Origin of the sequence: Pedobacter antarcticus, assembly GCF_900103515.1 — a bacterium.
Classification (GTDB): Bacteria; Bacteroidota; Bacteroidia; order Sphingobacteriales; family Sphingobacteriaceae; genus Pedobacter; species Pedobacter antarcticus.
The window spans coordinates 174,908-192,136 of sequence record NZ_FNGZ01000001.1 but is presented as its reverse complement, the minus strand read 5'-3'; the positions used below and the strand labels follow the sequence as shown (position 1 = coordinate 192,136).

The following is a 17,229-nucleotide window of genomic DNA, read 5'->3' as shown; positions in this document are numbered from 1 at the left end:
CTTATTTAAAAACATTGATGATAGTAAATACAGTTGCCACTAAGCCAAGACCTGTTGTGATATATCGCCAATTGGTCTGGACCTTAGGTGTTGGCTGTGCATCCAGGGGTTCGATATATACGATATCATTTTGCTGCAGATAATAGGTGGGTGAATTAAAAATATCCCTTGACCGGATGTCATTGATCACCATTTTACGTACGCCATTTTCCTCACGGATTACAGTTATTTTACCCGGAGAGGCATTTACAGTCAAGCCGCCTGCCCGCGATATCGCTTCAAGAAGCGTAATTCTGGCATCAGGTACAGTTAGCACACCTATCTTGTTAATTTCCCCCATCATGTTGATTTTAAGATTTAACAATTCGACCTTGATGGCTGGGTTATTAATCAATTTCTCCTTAACCAATTGGCTTTTAATCAAATTTTTAATTTCCTCCAGTGTCATTCCTTCCACTTTAAATGCACCGAGTATGGGGAATTCAATTTCACCACTATCGTCCACCAGATAACCTTGAATTTCTGTTGCTGCAGATGATCCCGCAGATATATCGCCTTGATCATTAACCTGATAAGCACCAACGCCCTGATTAAAAGGAATAGCCAGTTCGGGGGTTTTAGCGCTAACAACAATACTCAGGCGGTCACTCTTTTGAATACGTAACGGAGGAGCGGACATGGCGCGATAAGTGGTATCCGGCTCCATATCGCGGACGTATACCACTTTTTTACTCACAACACAAGAGTTTAAAAGTAGTACGAAGCCGACAAAGGGAATAAGTAGACATTTTTTCATATAGGTGTAATTAATTTTTAGTTCCCGTAACCTCCTGGTAGCCGGAATTTTGTAAACTTTGTTTATCAATTTTTAAAATTTCACGGTAGCAAAGCAAGGCTGCCTCCCGGTCGGGAAGACACTCCAGTTCAGCAATCATAACTCTCTGTAAAACGTGTTCCACAGTGTTACTCATTGCGGTAAAAAGCCGGTTGTTCCAACGGATTGCTGTGCAACTTGGCAGAACACAAACAAAAGCTGCCATTCCTTTTTTCTGTGTCAGCCGATTATAAAGTGACTGCTTAAGCCGTACAAATGCTTGTAAACGAACTTTGATATTTTTGTAGCAGCTAGTCTTGCCGCTCCATGGGGTACCGTAGATATAGACATGGCCATCATTTTCAAGCCGGACTGCCGGGTTGTCGTCGTTAAGTAACTGTGTCCCCTGAATATTTTCCAGCCATAGTCTGCTGTGCGTGCTTTTTCCTGTTCCGCTCTTACCTAAAAAAGCATATCCTTCTCCACTTTTAGAAATGGCAGAGGCATGTATTAGAATAGTATCATATAATAAGCATGCCTGCCCGAAAGCAACCATAACCAACCAGCTTAGTGCGTTATTTATAGCCTCTTTTCTATTTACCAGATATATGACGGAATGACTAAAGTCTTTACTACTTTTCATTTTCCAGAAACCATCGTCAAATTCACTCCAGATGGTTGTGGTGTAGCAATACTCGCTTTCATAAAAACGGAAATTATCACCCCAGACCACAGACAGATCACTTAGGAGCTTTCCATCCTCATTTTGCACTGATACGTCTTGAAAAGTTAATTCAATGGAGCATATACATTTTTCGTTTATACCATGCTCTTCTAAAAAAGGTTCAAAAGAAGGCAATATTTCTGCGCGTTTAAGCATCGCCGGAAAAACGAGTTCCAGATAAAGCCCGGCTACTTTATAAGTCGCTTTCTGTGGCATTACATCTTGTTGAATATGATTTACCATTTCCCCGCTAATCAATTAATGTATATGGTTTGGCTACAGTTTTCGGCCAGATTAAAATCATGCGTAACGAATATGCAGAGCTTATCTTCACCGGCTTTTATCAATCTTCTGGTTAAATTGCCTGCTGTTTCTTTATCTAATGCCGATGTAATCTCATCAAAGAGCCAGATATCACAATCGCGCATCATCGCTCTTGCAATAGCAATACGTTGAGCCTGTCCTTCCGATAGTCCATGTCCTGACTCTCCCACTACCGTATCTATACCATTCGGTAAATGATACACGAATTCTGAGCATGAAAGCCATAAAGCATACTTTAACTTTTCTTCGTCTGCCTGAGGGTTAGCGATTAATAAATTTTCCCGAATAGAACCGCTAAACAAAGTATTTCCCTGAGGGACGTAGGCAAAGTTCACACGATGGCCGGCTGTCAAAACGTATTTCTGACGATAGTCTGCTAACCATATCCAGCCATTCTCTGGCTGCAGTAATGCCAGTAGTAAACGCATTAAAGTGGTTTTACCTTTTCCACTCGAACCAATAATTGCCGCTGGTTCGCCAATCTTTACTTTTATAGTTAACCCATCAATAACCTTTTCATCTTCATATTTGAAAGTCAGGTTATCAATATAAAGCGTACAAAGTCCACGTATTTTTTGAGGGGCTACAAATGGTTCTCTTTCTCCTGACATTAACTCCATTATTCTTTCCAGGGAAGTTCTGAATCTGATAAAAAGCGAGAAAAAGCCACTAAGCGTCAAAATTGGTGTCTGAATTCTTCCTACTAATTGTAGAAATGCCGTCATGGTCCCGAATGAGATCTCTCCGGCACGCAGGCGATAAACACCCCAGATAAATGTCAGCAAGTATCCAATATTGATTGTAAATTTCATGGCCAATTGGGTAAAGCTGGCGAAATTCAACTGTTCTGATTTCAGCTTGTAAATCAAATCCTGGCTATTCTCCTGTTTCTCTCTCCTGCCGGATAGTAGATCCATTGCGCGAATTACCATCCGGAACCTTAAATTTTCCTGTAAAATTCTCCAGAAATCGCTTTCTTTCTGTTTAACATCCCTGCTTAGGCGCCGCATTCTCCTGAAGTATACCTTTGAAAATAAAAAGAGAGGTGTAATGGCCAGAATCATGAAAGCGAGCATGGGATCCATACTCCAGAGAAAGGCAAAAGACGCAAGCAATCTGATCAATGTCAGCAGAAATGAAATACCTGAATACGCCACCATACTAACCACTTCATTGCAATCTGAATGAATACGTGACTGTATATCTCCCGAGTGCCAGTCTTTTACAACTTTCCATAAAGACATCATCTGAACTTCAATCATTTGTTGCTGTAAACGCAGGCCTATCTTCAAAGTGGTACGTTCACTCAACCAACCTGAAAAACCACGGATAACTAAAGCGAACAACAAGCTGGTTGCTACGAGTATCAGCACCATTTTCATATCGGAAGCATTTGTCTGCATTGCGATATCGACAGCTCTTTTAGACCAGAGTACAAATAGCAGGGAAAGTGCTATTGCTGCGAGCTCAAGCAAAAAATAAATGAGTAATGCCGATCTATGTCCTTTCGTTATAGACCACACCCAATTAATTTGATGTAGAGCTGTGCTATTCATTGGTTATTTTACTGCTAATTTTGAGTAAAATTGCACCAGTGGAAAGCTAACTGCTTCCATTGGTGCAAACTTAAAGTATCTTCTCATATTCGACCATAGCCGGCGGGTCACATGGCTTCTCACTAAACCAGCATTTTCAGTTTGTCCTTCAAACCGGGGATGAAAAAAGCCGAAGTTCCCCGACATGAGAATTTCATCCATCATCCAATCTGCATCGCTCGCATCGGGAAGTTCAAAAGGTAAAGACGCCGATGGTAATCCCATAAACTTGACCAAAACGGTATGTAACAGATGTATCCATTTTAGAATTCCCAATGTTTGATAAATCTGCTTAAGCTCCTGCCCATCTAACTTCATTTGATAAGTATGATATACTCTCGCTGAATCGCATAACTGCCTCAATCCAACTCCAAACGATAACAGATGCTTCAGAATATGAACATTTACTTGTAAAACCATAAGTATAGGTGCCGGCAAAAGTAAAGTGTGTCCCTGAAACTCACTTTTCAGTCTTTCGTTATAAAACTGTTTCTGCAAACGATCCAGATAAGTGAAGCAGAAAGGATTATGAATATCAAACATTCGTGTATGATGTTCCGTGAGAATTCCGCGCCATACGTATTCAGTGCTGAATCCAGCTGTACCGGAGCTCTTAATTCCCCGCTGTTTAAGTATTCTATTTGCTTTCTGGTATTGATTTTTCTGTTCAAAATACCAATCTATGTCTCCACAAACTCTATGTTCTGGAACAGCATAACAAGCGGCAACACCCTGCCCCTTGAGCAATACTGGATATAAACCCTGGCCATTAAAAAAGTTCAGCTCTTCTTCTATACAGACATTCATCTGCATATTACGCCGCTCAATCTGATCAATCTTTACAGCCCATTTCAACATCAGCTCACGCGGAGGCAACATATCGAAAGGTAACCGCTGAACACCGTCAAATACAATACCTTCTATAGTATGTTGCCTGGCAAAATTATATAGCTGAACCCATTGCTCACCGGATAAAGGAAATGATATAATATTCTCATTCTCACCCCAAAGTCCTGACCGCAATAGCGCTAGTAATGCCCTGTGAATTTTATTATCCGGCATTAGCTAATTTGTCCAGCAATCCATTCTTTTCTAAAACCTCAACTAACTTGCGAATATCCTCTTCGGCCTGATTATATGGCAAATCGTGGCGTTCCACCAACAAATCCACCATAGTGCTACTGGTGAACTCACGTCCTGCCAATTTCTCCCATAACCAAGCTGCAGAATCATTCAGCGTAAAAACCTTCGACATATCTACCATATCTTGCCCAGGGTCGACAATAATATGATCATCTCCTATATGCCTCAACACCAAATCTTCTCTTATTTTCATAAAGCCGTTAATTACAACACAATTTTCAGAACAATTTTCTCGCTACTCTTCGGACAGGGCGAATCAAGTACCAAATCTGCCCGAGATAGCGCCACTTTCTCTGATTTAATTTAACTTCGGTCTCACCACGATAGACGGTGTGGGCAATTGCTACCACATCATCGTAATTGACGACTTCATGCGCTGCAACGTTCCCGTCACCTGCCAGGTAGATTTTTGTACTATCGTATTTCACCACACGATGAAGTATCATCTCGCCTTTTACGTTTGCTAATACAATTATACCTTTGGTTAACTCACTTACGTGAAAAGATTTAAGCGATACCCTGTTGCCATCTTTTAAGAAAGGCAGCATACTAGTCCCTTTGACCGGTATGGTTACATATTTGCCTTGCTTTATGTAGCCAAGTACCTGCTCAAAAAGAAGTTTATTGGGTATCGTAATTCTATCTTTGTATAGCAATAATGTCTTCCACCGTTAAATTCTGTTCAAAATATGAAATAGAAGGAAATATACCTCTGTTCATTTTGTGCATTTATACGGCCCGATATTTCTCAGAGATTTGAGCGGAGTTTATGATATAGATTCAGACATTTATCGACCATTTTTTCGAGGGTGAAAAATGTCTGATAACGTTGTAAACTTCCAGCTGACAGCTGGTCATATTTTTCTTTTTCTTGCAAAATACTGTTAATTGCATTAGCTAGCGCCTCTGGATTTTCGAGCTCAACAACCAGACCGGATTCTCCGTCTGCATTTACCCAGCTCACGCCTGACCCGGAAATATGCGTGGATACGATTGGTTTTGAGCAAGACATTGCTTCGATCTGTACAATTGCGAAAGCTTCAGTTTTCAAAATCGAGCTCAGGCAGAAAATATCACATGCACCATAATAAGCAGGAAGATCTTCGTCGGAAATAAATCCAATAAGCTCGACGCGGTCCTTTACATTTAGCTCCAGAATTAACTGTTGCAATGCGTCATAAAGTGGCCCCTTACCTCCGATAACGATCTGATAGTTTTCATTGAGATACTGTGCTGCACGAATCAGATATTCATAACCCTTATATTCTACCAATCTTCCCAGCGAGAAAATCAATTTCTTTTCCCCGTACTTTTGACGAATTTTTTCGACTTGTGCAATTTCTGGTGTGATGGACTCTATTCCAATAGGAATATGATCTACCTTATACTGTACCTTACTTAGGAAAGGTGACTCATTTACGTACACCGGTGTGGTACCTACTATCAGATCTGCTCTTTTAATCACCCAATCCTGCAATGGTCTATATAGCTTCAATAACATTCTTTGTTTGAGAATATCACTATGCCAATGTAAAACAACCTTGCCTTTATAACCTGACAGAAAAAGGGCCAGGGTTGCCATAGGATCAGGATGATGAATATGAATAATATCATAATCGCCAGCGATCTGACGAAGTTTCAGGATCATTTTAGGAGCGATCATCGTCGCTGCGAATTTAATCTGTGTCGGTATCGCTATTACTTTAGCAAATGAGTTTACCGGCAAAATGCCCCCCGGATGATCTTCTGTGGTTGCACAAAGCATATCACAGTGGATATTCCGGGCAGATAGACCGAGCATCAGATCGTACATAACCTTTTCTACTCCCCCGCGTATAGGGTAAAATTTACCGACTTGAAGTATTTTCATATTTCTATTATTTCAGCTACTGATTATGGTTTTAAAAGGATACGGAACAATTCATCCCAGGAATGCGCAACTGGTTCTTCAAGTGGAAGTTTCGGTACCATTTTCAAAAATGACAAGTCTCCTTCAATCAGTTGTTGCATCTGTTGCGCTAACACATCGGGACGGTCTGGATCAAAAAATGCGACCTGCTGATTGCCTGCAGCCGTCTCCTTAGCATAAGGCAAATCCGACAGTAACATAGGCTTTTGGTAGCTTGAAAATTCCGAAATGGGCAGACCCCATGTCTCTACTTTTGATGGAAAGATTAAGCAGTTGCAGGTAGAATAATATCCAAAAAGTGTAGTCCTGTCTAAAAACCCAACAAAATTTAAAGCTGAACAATGCCCCCAACTTTTCATGAGCCATTTGGCATATTTATTTTCTTTTCCCCCCACGGTAATGATCACTTTGAAATTTGACAATCTTTTCTTTTCAAGGATTTCTACGGCCTGGCAAATACACTCGAAATTTTTGTGGCTATCAGGGGAAGCGGCATAAATAAAGGAGTATTCTTTTATAAGGCTTTGTTTGTGATTATACAAAATTTCATCCTTGTTGATTTTAGGTGATGCTATTACTATTTTCGCAGCAGATAAGTCGAATAAATGCCTGATAGCATCTTTTAACCACTGCTGCTGTACAATGACGAAATCATTACGATGTATATTCTTTTGATAAATAAAACTCGAAAACAAAGCAAGTAACACTATTTTTGGAGCAAAGAAACACTCACGCCACTTCCATTTGTAAAAGGGAAAAGAATTATGGCAGTACACTGCTCTTCTTTCAGCTACGACATTTGGAGTCGTATCATGGAGAGAAAGCCACAGATATACCGCGCCAATTTCTCTGGAAATCTTATTCATGGAAATGTATTCAAACCACAAACGATTAATCCAACGTTTTTTTGGCCACTGGGTCTCGATGTACTCAATATTTGGATAATCAGCCAACTCTTGCTTATATACTAAAGCAACTATTCGATAATTATCTTCAGAAGCTAGGGTAGAAAGATATTGCAAGCAATCTCTTAAGATTGTAAGGGTGCCTCCTTTATTAAGGTTAATAGCTGATATAACGATTGTTCTCGGCGAGATTATGATTTTAGACATTAAATATTAATTATTTTTAATTAATTGTTTGAAGAGATCAAACCATTGTTTCATAATAATTTCTTCAGTATAGTTTAACGATAGTGCGCGCGAAGTGCGTCCCATCTGTTTCCGCAGAGTAGCATTATGCATTAAAAGGACTAATTTGCCAGCCAGCCCCTCTTGATCTCTTTCGGCTAACAAAAAGCCATTTTCACCTTCGTGAATAATATCTTTTGGCCCACATTTACAAGCGTAGGATACTAATGGTAAACCGCATACCTGCCCTTCCAAAAGAGCCATCGGTAAACCTTCGTAACGAGAAGTCATAGCGAGAATCGAACTCGATACATATTCCTTTTCGATATTCTTAACCGGAGTGCACAAACGTACTACATCCTGCAGCTCCAGATCTTGAATCAAAGATTGCAGTGTTTCTGCTAATGGACCATGACCAAAAATTGAAAGCGACCAATCAGGATGAACTCTGTACACGTGTTTCCATGCTTGTATAAGCTCGTCAAATCCTTTTTGATAATCATACCTGCCAACTGCGATTACCTTTTTTGCTATGAGGTCAGCGTGTTTTTGAGGGATAAAACTATTTGCATTAGGAATTACAGTTATATTCGGCAAATCCCCCCAATACCCTTTGTCCTCATGTGTCAATACGACAAAACTGTGATATTTTTTTGCAGTATTGAGATCTGTCCAACTACGAAACATATTAACAAGTTTCCAAATCCCTTTTCTCCCGTATTGCAAACGCTTATACCGTGAGAAATGAATTTCCAACACCTTTTTACTTCCATCCTTTAACGTATGCAAAAAAGTAGCATCATGATCAAACATGGAAATCACTATATCGGCCTTTAAGCGTAGCAATAAAGCTGACAATTTCCCCCTGTGATTCTTTTGCTTTCTTTTAAAAACCAGTATCTTACGAAACAAGCTAACATTTATCTCATCGGTGTAATTTAACTCTAAATCATATTGCGAGACACGTTTATCTAGGTCGAAATATGGTTTACGTTCCTTTTGATCTGTTGTGATAATACTAATATCGTAACCCATCTTGGCTAAATAGTTGGCCTTATTAGTAAGCACACGTTCCATTCCGCCCGAATTAAATGTTCCAACGATACAGTATACTATTTTCATACTCTTTTAGTTGAAAATTTCAAAGTGTCAGATCTCTCCATACAATAGAAGAAGGCATATATCTGAAAAATATCAGTAGATACCTTTACCCAAACTAAAAAGGTTAATATGAGGAATATGAAAAACATAGCTCGATATTCCGGATATCTATGTGCAAACACTATAGCATTGTAAACAAAAAACAGTGCGAAAACCGCGAATCCAGTTACCCCACAGTATAATATAAAACGGCAATACCCTATATCCGTACCAAATGCCCAATTATCAAACATTCCTGTTCCAATTATCCAGCTTTTCATGTCTGAAGGCCATATCCACATGTTTTTATTCAACTTATCGGTTGAGTCTGTACGCCACTCTCCTTTTTCTACCCAATTAAAAAAACCTTCAAATGCAAAACGCATATGGTCATGAAATGCCGGATTGATGTTATATCCGTAAATACATAATCCTAGAGCGATCAAAAGCGTCACAATAAACACTCCATTAAACTTTCGATGTTCCAACCGTAACAAGCCCGCACCGAAAAAAAAGTAACAGAATCCACCGATAACGCCCAAAATTGTAGTCCGAGAAATTATGTTACCTATAACGGCAATACTAAAAAATGCAATTAGGAAAAGTGCGATGAAGAAACGGTTTTCTCTAATTTTTTGATCTGTACAAAGAAGCGCCGAAATCATTATCAGTACAATAGAGAATCGGACCCCTGCCCCATCTAATGCAGCTCCAATGCCGTACAAACGATTTACTTCCTCGTAAAATTCCTGACCCTGAGCAACGTAATTATCGACTAATAATTGGAAAGAAGGTATACTGTCAATCATCAATGCCAATACACATTGAGCAAAACAGACAGTCGCTAAATAGGTGGTTAATAGGCGAAAACTAGCTTCACCATGCACAATTCGAATTAACGCACAAACTGTATAGGCGCCTCCCAACCATGTGAAAAAACTTAAAAGATAAGTCGCGTAAGATAAATCATTGGTATTATTAATATCTGTTGTTAAAAAACAGATTAAGGAGAAAACAGCAGAAAAAATCACAGCAGATAACATTTCTTTGCTGATTGTAAATGATCGTTGTTTCAATACGGTAAACACAAATAGCCCAATTCCTACTACAGCAAGAATCATCTTGGTATTAATGCTACTGGGAAGAAAAGTAAAACCGAAAGAAAAATAATAACAACTAGTTATTATTCCAATGATAAAATAAAGAATGGCTCGTATCATATATATCTTATGTTATCTGTAAAACCATCCATACACTACTCTGTCTAAAAAATAACTATATAGCTTAATCAACCAGTCCTGTTTTCTCATAGCAGCGTACTGAATTAGACGAGTACGTGATGAAAAGGCAGGATTTTTCGCAATATATGGGTGGGCCTCAGTAAACCATTCCCGCCAGATATCATACATTCGACGTTCACTACCAATTAAAAACGGTAACTTCACATTAAGTTTAAAATACTGTAACTCTTTAAAAAAGAAATTTGCTCCAAATATTGTTTCTATGTATCGTATGGTATCATACATATTAAACCTCACCTCTTTAAGATGCTGCTCGGAAAATCCCTTGGTAAATGCATTTGGATTGGTCTGCATGTAGTGATAGTATGCTTTAGAAATATAGGAGACGCGATCAGCATGGCAAAAAAGCTTAATAATGGTCATGTCTTCACCCATGCCATTTCCTTCAGGAAAAGAAATTTCGTTGTCATGATAAATACGTTTTCTAATTAATTTATTCCAAACATTGTACTTCATACTTCCTTCTAAGATCCCTCGGATACAAATATCAGCACTTGAAAACGACGGTTGCGTCATATATCTTTCTTTCTCCTCAAATGTCAAAAACCAATCTGAATATACTATATCCGAGTTTTCCTTGATAGCTATGGAGATCATGTCTTCAATCATATTCGAATTAACCCAATCATCACTATCACAGTGAAAAATATAATCTCCTTGAGCTGCAGAGAGCCCAGTGTTCCGAGCCGCAGGTAGTCCCTTATTCATTTTGTGTTCAAAAATTCTGACTTGATCTTGACGTTGAGGGTATTTTTCTATAATTTGCCTTAATAACATCATACTGTTATCAGGAGAGTCATCATTCACAAAAATAAATTCTATATTTTGATAGGTTTGATTCAGTAAAGAATGAACACATTTTTCTATAAACGGTTCAACCCTATAAATAGGAACAACTATAGATACAACAGGTTTAAATTCCATATTTATATTGGGATTCTATTTCTTTTAAAATACGATCTAACACATCTAAATTTTCACCATTGAATTTCCTAGCGAATAGAAGGTGTGATTCCATAAGTAGCTCATAATCTTCATCCTGCCATTCAACCAGCTGACCATTCTCCCATCCGATCATCCTTTGCGATCCAACCGCTTCATCGGTGATATTGAAAATTCGATCTTGAAAAGTGGAATTCCAACAAATTGTTTGCACGAATATCTCATCACAACAAAATGTATTTTTATAGACTTTTAAAACTTCTGATTTCTGCTTTACGAGATGATATGCAAAATCTTCTGTAATGCTTACCCACTGCGGACCTTTCTTGAACACAAAGCCGCTATTTCTTTTTATATTTAGTATATATTGTAACCGTAATAACAAGAATCGGCTCGCTCTCATTAAAAAAGAAGTCAATTTAGAAGAGGTACGGAAATACTTAGAAAAAAAATGATACCGTCTCATCTTTCGTTCGATTTCTACCTCTATATCCCCCTGACCAAAACCGACAAACTCTTTACCGATGTTATATTCAAAAAAAGAGTGAATATAATTCTGACTCTTCAACGGCATATCAACTCCTGAAAGCAAGTGCAAATAAGCATATCTACCTCTCTTCAAGGCCTCTTCAAATAATGAATACTCAGCTCTTACGACAGACAAATCACCCCATCGAACATCTATTCTTTCATTAATCAAATATAACTTTGAATATTTGACCTTAATTGTTGGAATATTATCCAATTTTAGATCGAAATGAATAAAAATATCATTTCTAATATCATCTAGTGCACGAATCAGACGTTCCAAAACATCAAACTCATTATGCGCAATAATCAAATAAGCATGCTTCATAATCATTTCCTTCTGGTCTCAATATGACTAAATAAGCCCTCAATAATGGCCCTTTTAATCATAAATAGTTTTTTAAATTTTTGATTTTCCCCGAAGATAATTCCACATATAAATAATTTTGATGTGTAAATTATTGTCTTAAACGTAAGTCCTTTCCGATACTCCCTTTTCATCCAGATCATGTTCCGAAATAAATAATAATAAACTATTGGAGAATAGTTTGCAACAAAGATTCCAAAGGGTCCCCGCTCCTCTTTTCCAAATTTTTGTGTTAAATGAGCGTCTTTTACAACTATAATTTTATATCCATTCAATCTAGCCCAATAGCAAAACTCGCCATCAACCCAATAAATTTTATAATCCTCTCGAAAACCGCCTAATTCTCTTACCCTTTCAACAGAATGAAGTGCTCCTGATGTTATAACTGTTTCAACTTCAACTCTACATAACTCGCTAGTAATAATGTTATTGACATTAGGAGCATATATTACTACGTCAGTATCTTTGTATAACTGAATATGCGCTCGGAATTCTTCGAAGTTCCTCCAAGTACTATCTTGATCCATGGTAAGTAACCAGTCAAATTCATTTTCATGGCACCAACCTATAACTTCATTTAATGGCTTCGAAATAAATTCATTCATTTCCGATCCCATATATATGATTTTATCAGAGAAATCATCAGATAGTGTAACTAGTCCAGGAGAATTCTGCCATATAATTAACTTATCAACCCATTGAATAAACTGCTGGATATTATTCTCAACCTCCTTTATATTTGGATTAAACAGTATAATCACAGCCGCTATTTTCATTTTTATCACAATTAAGAAATATTTTCCACAATTCTATTGACTAGTATCAAATCGTCGTCACTAAATTTACGAGCAAATAGACACCCTGACCCCATTAAGTCCTCATAATCAGACATAGTATATGATTTTGGATTTGCTCCGTCAAAGTCGCATTTCAGCAAATTATTATAATACATAATATTAGATCTGAGCTCGGAATTCTCCAATACTGATGAGACAAAAAATTCATCTCCACATAGAGTATACTTATATTTTTTCAATACATCTTTTTTTTTGTCCAATACGTATTGTATTGAATTCTCAGTAAGGCTTAACCAATTCGCAGCCTTATAAAACAATTCTCTCTTATTTACGGAAACCCCAAAAATTCTTTGAAATCTAATTGAAATACTCCAAAGTCGCTGGTAGAATCTCTGCCTGTAATTTATTGAAGAAATATAATTCTCAGTAAAAAGATTATACTTCTGCACTTTAAGTGCTATTTCGTCAGTCGAAGTATTCATTTTCATCAGCAGATCCTTTCCAGATAACCGATCAAAAAAATCATGCATATCATTTTGCGAACACAGCGGAAGATGCACTCCTGAAATCAAATGATAATACAAATAAGGCCCTTTCTTATGAGCTGCCGCAAACAATTCATACTCGGCTTCAATCTGTGAAACGTTACCCCAACGCACATCGACTCTATTTCCAACCACAAAAATTCGGGCATTATCAGTCTCAAGTTTAGGCCAACTTTTGATTTTTTTGTCAAAATGAATAAAGAGGTCATTCCGTTCATCATCCAAAGCAGCTAGCAGACTTCGTAAAACTTCGAATTGGTGATGTACTATAATCAAGTATGCGTGTTTCATATTTTCTTTCTGCATTTTAATTAAACATTAGGTAGGCGACCACTTTATAACATATTATTGTTTAAAAACCCAAGTCTCCTATCTTAGGCACAGGCCGTAAAATCACCTTGCAATTACGCCGCGTGAAGTGTACTTAATAATTGGCTTTTCAATTATTATATAAAATAAACATCCGCAAGCAACTGCACCGACCAAAAGTAAAACATCTATAATATTTATTAACACATTAAATTCTAGGTCAATATGCTTAGCCACCAATAATACCTTTGGTTTAAAAAAAGCAAAATAAAAATGTGTTAAATATATGCTGTATGAGGCGTCGCCAATAAAAACAATCTTTTTTAGTAACCAGCTATTATTAAGGTTATTTCTCGTTAACGTAAAAAAGCTTACAATAACAAAAGCAGGTAGTCCAAACGAAATGATTCTCGGTAAAGAATCTAGCGTATTAAGATAGGCAGCCAATACACTTAAAATAGCCAGTAAAAGTAAACTATGAAAATAATTAAGAAAAATTCGATCTTTTAGTTCTATATAAATAAAGTAACAGATTATTCCTAATACAAAATTCAGAAGTAGTGTATCACCTATAATGTAACTGAAATTAACCCATCGGAGCTGACCTCCTTTGAACCCAAAAACATTAACTATTAAAACTAAACTGCAGAGAAAGATAGATGACAAAACCAACAAACGAAACTTGCTGCCCGTTATTAAAATAAAAAATGCAAATATGTAATAGAATAACATTTCGTAAGCCAAAGTCCATCCTGTACCTAAAACGAATGCATAATTGACGTCGTTGTTGAACGAAGGGAGCAGAAATAGATTCCCGATATAAAAAAAGCTGCTTTTAATCCCTTCAGCTTTAATATTAAACAGTAGCAGTGGAAAAGCGCACAATATATAAATAGGAAATATTCTGATTATCCTTTTATTCAAAAAATATTTAGCATTTAAATATTTGGACCCGATATTGAGCTTAACGGTGAGGCACATTATAAACCCACTTAAAACAAAAAATAAATCCACGCCAAATCCTCCCAAATTTGTAAACTCAATTGGTAGCCAACCGTCATTCCATATGTGGCAAATAGTCACTAAAACTGCGGCAAATGCTCTAATTATTTGTAATGATTCAACTTTATTTTTCACTATCATTAAATCGTTCTTCTTTAATCTAACTACAATATCAAATGCGAAGCACCAAACAATGTATGCCTAATACTAGTCATAAATTGAAATGATAAGGTGTAAAATCACATCATTGGATTATCATTCTATATTTTTCTTTTAAAGGAAAAGGCGCTGACCGGAGCAGTTCAGATTGGATCTCATCTAGCGACGTATTAATGTTAGCTTTATCTCGATTCTGTTCAAATAACTGCATCCAAGTTTGATCATTTTTCAAAATGCAGTCAAAGTCTTTAAACCCATCGTAAAAGGGAATATTCACTGAACTGAAATAATCATGGAATTTGAATCCATCAGTATCAATATGTCCTTTTTCAATCCACAGCGCCGGAACATTATACGCTTGAGCCACGATAATACCATGTAACGATGTAGAGAGTACAAATTCGCACGCAGAAATCTCATTAATCACTTTCTCAATGTCTCTGGTACGTAAATCAATTATCTGATACCTATCCCCATAGTTTTCTATGAAAAAATCAACTTCTTTCCAGTGAGGAATGATCCCTAACTTATGTTGTTTTTTTATATTTGGATTAAGCCACAAAGGCAGTAGTAACGCTGGATCTCCATAAACTTTGGATCCGGAAAACCCAGCGCTTCTCAATTTCTCGTCAGTCAATTTACCCCGTACGGCAAATGTTTCTCCCCCCCTGAATGAATCAGAATTATTCATAAAACCAGCACCCCAAATAAGAGAATCTGCCTTAGCCCAACTCATGACAGATCCTACGCCAACAAAGGTTTTTTGCCATGGAAAGATAATAGGCGCTAAAACACTGGGTCGTAACGAGATAATACTTTTAAAAAGTATTCGTATTCGCTCATTTAAGGACAGTTGTATATTTTTATACTGAACCTTTAAACCTGACAGTTCTTCAATAAGCAAAGGATTTAATGCATCTCCAAAATTATCACTATCCCAATATATTAGATTAATAACGCGCATATAATATTTTTATCATTTAATCTTTGACCAAAAACTATTTATAATTAAATCCTTTTCCGTTTTGCTCATTGCTACAAAATAGATAAGAAAGAACATAGAAAAAAGACTTGCTAGGCTGACACTTACGAAGCGTAAGAAAGGCTGTGATACTGACTGATATATCAGATATGGAACAATTGGTGAAATAAGCAAAACAATAAAACACTTATAAACAACCTGCACCAAATACTCTTTCAATGGAAGCTCAATCATATTACGGATTAACCATACCCGCACAATCTGCCCAATTATTACAATAACCAGGTGTACAATAAAAACTGACTCCGGAGGTAATCCAAATTTCAAGGCTACATAACCCAGAGGTACAACCAAGAGAAGCAAACTCCCTAAGATAGATTGATAAACCTTAATTCTTCCGGTCGCCTTAGCTGCAAAAACCAGTGGATTGGCTAAGCTGTCAACCAGTGAAATGAGCAGCATGACACGAACGAAATTAACAGTATGCTCCGGGACAATTTTGAGCCACCAAATAAGTAAGTTCTCTATATCCAAAAAAACGGGCAGAGATAACAGCAGCAGTAAAAAAAACGAATATTTTGAACTTACATAAATCAACTTATGCATATAAGTTAGGTCATTTGCGGCGTAACTTTTTGTAATCTGTGGGTTCAGCGCAGTTTGGAAGCCACTGATAAAACGTGATATTACCCCTTGGACCTGAACTGCTATTCCACGCGCGGCGTTGACTGTCGCTCCAAAAAATATATTGAGCAATATATTTATGCCTTGAGTGAATAATAAAAACGCTGAATCACCAAACATACTCCAACCCGCAAAAGAAGCCATCTCTTTAAATAAAGGCTTATTCCATTTAATTCCACCTCTCGCCTCGTCGAATTTACGGAAACAATAACCCCAATAAATAATTTGCATGATAAACTGTGCAACAACCAACATCATTGCATAGATTTTTAATTTATCAAAGTCAACCGACTGGAGTAAGAAAACAACAACTAGTTTCAAGACCATATCCAGTATAGAGAAGTAAGCAAACACACCCATTTTTTCGTGTGCAATAATCACTGCGCTATATGGCACATTAATAATGGAAATAAATGCACTGATTATAGAGAAATGAAATACCCATACCGCGGCCTGCATACGTAATGGTGGAATCTGCATACGCGTTTTCAAAAACCATAATCCTACAGTTTCTGCTAAAACACAAATTAAAAGTGCAATCAAAAGATGAATAAGCAAGCTTACACTGAAAACCGATTTTAGCCTGTCATTATTTCCCCGCCCCAACTCAAATGTTATAAAGCGACTGGTTGATGATGCCATTGCCGAATTTAGCACACCAAACATGGCCACTACACCTCCAATAACGTTGTATAAGCCGAAGTCCTCTACTCCCAATACGTTCAGCACAACACGGGAGATATACAACCCAATGAGCATGCTGACAAACATCTGTATATAAAGCACTAGGGTATTTTTAGCAATTCGCTTGCTATTCGTTGTATCTGACATATA

The 17,229-nt window shown here is 37.3% G+C and carries 17 protein-coding genes; all 17 read right to left on the bottom strand.

Going from position 1 to position 17,229, the window contains the following annotated elements; genetic code table 11:
- Position 1: 1 nt before the first annotated feature.
- Positions 2 to 796, bottom strand: coding sequence for a polysaccharide biosynthesis/export family protein (locus tag BLR53_RS00845; protein WP_218122955.1), 795 nt, complete (start codon positions 794 to 796; stop codon positions 2 to 4).
- Positions 797 to 806: 10 nt separating this feature from the next.
- Positions 807 to 1,781, bottom strand: coding sequence for a phosphoenolpyruvate carboxykinase (ATP) (locus tag BLR53_RS00840; RefSeq protein ID WP_074586290.1), 975 nt, complete (start codon positions 1,779 to 1,781; stop codon positions 807 to 809).
- Between the two features lie 11 nt (positions 1,782 to 1,792).
- Positions 1,793 to 3,418: an ABC transporter ATP-binding protein gene (locus BLR53_RS00835; protein ID WP_074586286.1), complete on the bottom strand. Its 1,626-nt coding sequence runs from the start codon at positions 3,416 to 3,418 to the stop codon at positions 1,793 to 1,795.
- 3 nt (positions 3,419 to 3,421) lie between these two features.
- On the bottom strand, positions 3,422 to 4,519 hold the full coding sequence (locus BLR53_RS00830) for a nucleotidyltransferase domain-containing protein (RefSeq protein WP_074586282.1): 1,098 nt from the start codon (positions 4,517 to 4,519) through the stop codon (positions 3,422 to 3,424).
- A complete protein-coding gene (locus tag BLR53_RS00825) occupies positions 4,509 to 4,793 on the bottom strand; it encodes a PqqD family protein (protein ID WP_037444768.1) in 285 nt (94 codons plus the stop codon). Before BLR53_RS00825 ends, BLR53_RS00830 begins: the two co-directional genes overlap by 11 nt.
- A gap of 25 nt (positions 4,794 to 4,818) precedes the next feature.
- Entirely contained in the window at positions 4,819 to 5,256 is a 438-nt protein-coding gene (locus tag BLR53_RS00820; protein ID WP_037444769.1) for a S24/S26 family peptidase, read from the bottom strand.
- 92 nt (positions 5,257 to 5,348) lie between these two features.
- A complete protein-coding gene (locus BLR53_RS00815) occupies positions 5,349 to 6,470 on the bottom strand; it encodes a glycosyltransferase (RefSeq protein WP_074586279.1) in 1,122 nt (373 codons plus the stop codon).
- Positions 6,471 to 6,493: 23 nt separating this feature from the next.
- The gene (locus BLR53_RS00810) at positions 6,494 to 7,621 is read right to left on the bottom strand and encodes a glycosyltransferase family 4 protein (RefSeq protein WP_074586277.1); all 1,128 of its coding nucleotides are present in this window, start codon (positions 7,619 to 7,621) and stop codon (positions 6,494 to 6,496) included.
- A gap of 6 nt (positions 7,622 to 7,627) precedes the next feature.
- The gene (locus BLR53_RS00805; RefSeq protein WP_074586275.1) at positions 7,628 to 8,761 is read right to left on the bottom strand and encodes a glycosyltransferase family 4 protein; all 1,134 of its coding nucleotides are present in this window, start codon (positions 8,759 to 8,761) and stop codon (positions 7,628 to 7,630) included.
- A complete protein-coding gene (locus tag BLR53_RS00800; RefSeq protein WP_074586272.1) occupies positions 8,758 to 9,999 on the bottom strand; it encodes a hypothetical protein in 1,242 nt (413 codons plus the stop codon). The genes BLR53_RS00805 and BLR53_RS00800 overlap by 4 nt, the downstream gene beginning before the upstream one ends.
- 12 nt (positions 10,000 to 10,011) lie before the next feature.
- Positions 10,012 to 11,004 (bottom strand): glycosyltransferase family 2 protein, encoded by a 993-nt coding sequence (locus BLR53_RS00795; RefSeq protein WP_074586270.1) that lies wholly within the window; start codon positions 11,002 to 11,004, stop codon positions 10,012 to 10,014.
- Complete coding sequence (locus BLR53_RS00790; RefSeq protein WP_074587239.1) at positions 10,994 to 11,878, bottom strand: beta-1,6-N-acetylglucosaminyltransferase; 885 nt, start codon at positions 11,876 to 11,878, stop codon at positions 10,994 to 10,996. Before BLR53_RS00790 ends, BLR53_RS00795 begins: the two co-directional genes overlap by 11 nt.
- A 2-nt stretch (positions 11,879 to 11,880) precedes the next feature.
- Positions 11,881 to 12,693: a glycosyltransferase family protein gene (locus BLR53_RS00785; protein ID WP_074586267.1), complete on the bottom strand. Its 813-nt coding sequence runs from the start codon at positions 12,691 to 12,693 to the stop codon at positions 11,881 to 11,883.
- Between the two features lie 11 nt (positions 12,694 to 12,704).
- Positions 12,705 to 13,565, bottom strand: coding sequence for a beta-1,6-N-acetylglucosaminyltransferase (locus BLR53_RS00780; protein WP_074586264.1), 861 nt, complete (start codon positions 13,563 to 13,565; stop codon positions 12,705 to 12,707).
- 87 nt (positions 13,566 to 13,652) lie between these two features.
- The gene (locus BLR53_RS00775; protein ID WP_074586262.1) at positions 13,653 to 14,711 is read right to left on the bottom strand and encodes an acyltransferase family protein; all 1,059 of its coding nucleotides are present in this window, start codon (positions 14,709 to 14,711) and stop codon (positions 13,653 to 13,655) included.
- A 103-nt stretch (positions 14,712 to 14,814) separates the two neighbouring features.
- On the bottom strand, positions 14,815 to 15,693 hold the full coding sequence (locus BLR53_RS00770; protein WP_074586259.1) for a polysaccharide pyruvyl transferase family protein: 879 nt from the start codon (positions 15,691 to 15,693) through the stop codon (positions 14,815 to 14,817).
- Positions 15,694 to 15,705: 12 nt separating this feature from the next.
- Positions 15,706 to 17,226, bottom strand: a complete 1,521-nt coding sequence (locus tag BLR53_RS00765; RefSeq protein ID WP_074586257.1) for a lipopolysaccharide biosynthesis protein — start codon at positions 17,224 to 17,226, stop codon at positions 15,706 to 15,708.
- Positions 17,227 to 17,229: the final 3 nt, after the last annotated feature.

Excerpts from the sequence above, each read along its gene's own strand:
- BLR53_RS00790 (WP_074587239.1), bottom strand. The coding sequence starts at position 11,878 with ATGAAGCATGCTTATTTGATTATTGCGCATAATGAGTTTGATGTTTTG.
- BLR53_RS00800 (WP_074586272.1), bottom strand. The coding sequence starts at position 9,999 with ATGATACGAGCCATTCTTTATTTTATCATTGGAATAATAACTAGTTGT.
- BLR53_RS00775 (WP_074586262.1), bottom strand. The coding sequence starts at position 14,711 with ATGATAGTGAAAAATAAAGTTGAATCATTACAAATAATTAGAGCATTT.
- BLR53_RS00840 (WP_074586290.1), bottom strand. The coding sequence starts at position 1,781 with ATGGTAAATCATATTCAACAAGATGTAATGCCACAGAAAGCGACTTAT.
- BLR53_RS00810 (WP_074586277.1), bottom strand. The coding sequence starts at position 7,621 with ATGTCTAAAATCATAATCTCGCCGAGAACAATCGTTATATCAGCTATT.
- BLR53_RS00780 (WP_074586264.1), bottom strand. The coding sequence starts at position 13,565 with ATGCAGAAAGAAAATATGAAACACGCATACTTGATTATAGTACATCAC.
- BLR53_RS00770 (WP_074586259.1), bottom strand. The coding sequence starts at position 15,693 with ATGCGCGTTATTAATCTAATATATTGGGATAGTGATAATTTTGGAGAT.
- BLR53_RS00805 (WP_074586275.1), bottom strand. The coding sequence starts at position 8,761 with ATGAAAATAGTATACTGTATCGTTGGAACATTTAATTCGGGCGGAATG.
- BLR53_RS00765 (WP_074586257.1), bottom strand. The coding sequence starts at position 17,226 with ATGTCAGATACAACGAATAGCAAGCGAATTGCTAAAAATACCCTAGTG.
- BLR53_RS00785 (WP_074586267.1), bottom strand. The coding sequence starts at position 12,693 with ATGAAAATAGCGGCTGTGATTATACTGTTTAATCCAAATATAAAGGAG.
- BLR53_RS00825 (WP_037444768.1), bottom strand. The coding sequence starts at position 4,793 with ATGAAAATAAGAGAAGATTTGGTGTTGAGGCATATAGGAGATGATCAT.
- BLR53_RS00845 (WP_218122955.1), bottom strand. The coding sequence starts at position 796 with ATGAAAAAATGTCTACTTATTCCCTTTGTCGGCTTCGTACTACTTTTA.
- BLR53_RS00815 (WP_074586279.1), bottom strand. The coding sequence starts at position 6,470 with ATGAAAATACTTCAAGTCGGTAAATTTTACCCTATACGCGGGGGAGTA.
- BLR53_RS00830 (WP_074586282.1), bottom strand. The coding sequence starts at position 4,519 with ATGCCGGATAATAAAATTCACAGGGCATTACTAGCGCTATTGCGGTCA.
- BLR53_RS00795 (WP_074586270.1), bottom strand. The coding sequence starts at position 11,004 with ATGGAATTTAAACCTGTTGTATCTATAGTTGTTCCTATTTATAGGGTT.
- BLR53_RS00835 (WP_074586286.1), bottom strand. The coding sequence starts at position 3,418 with ATGAATAGCACAGCTCTACATCAAATTAATTGGGTGTGGTCTATAACG.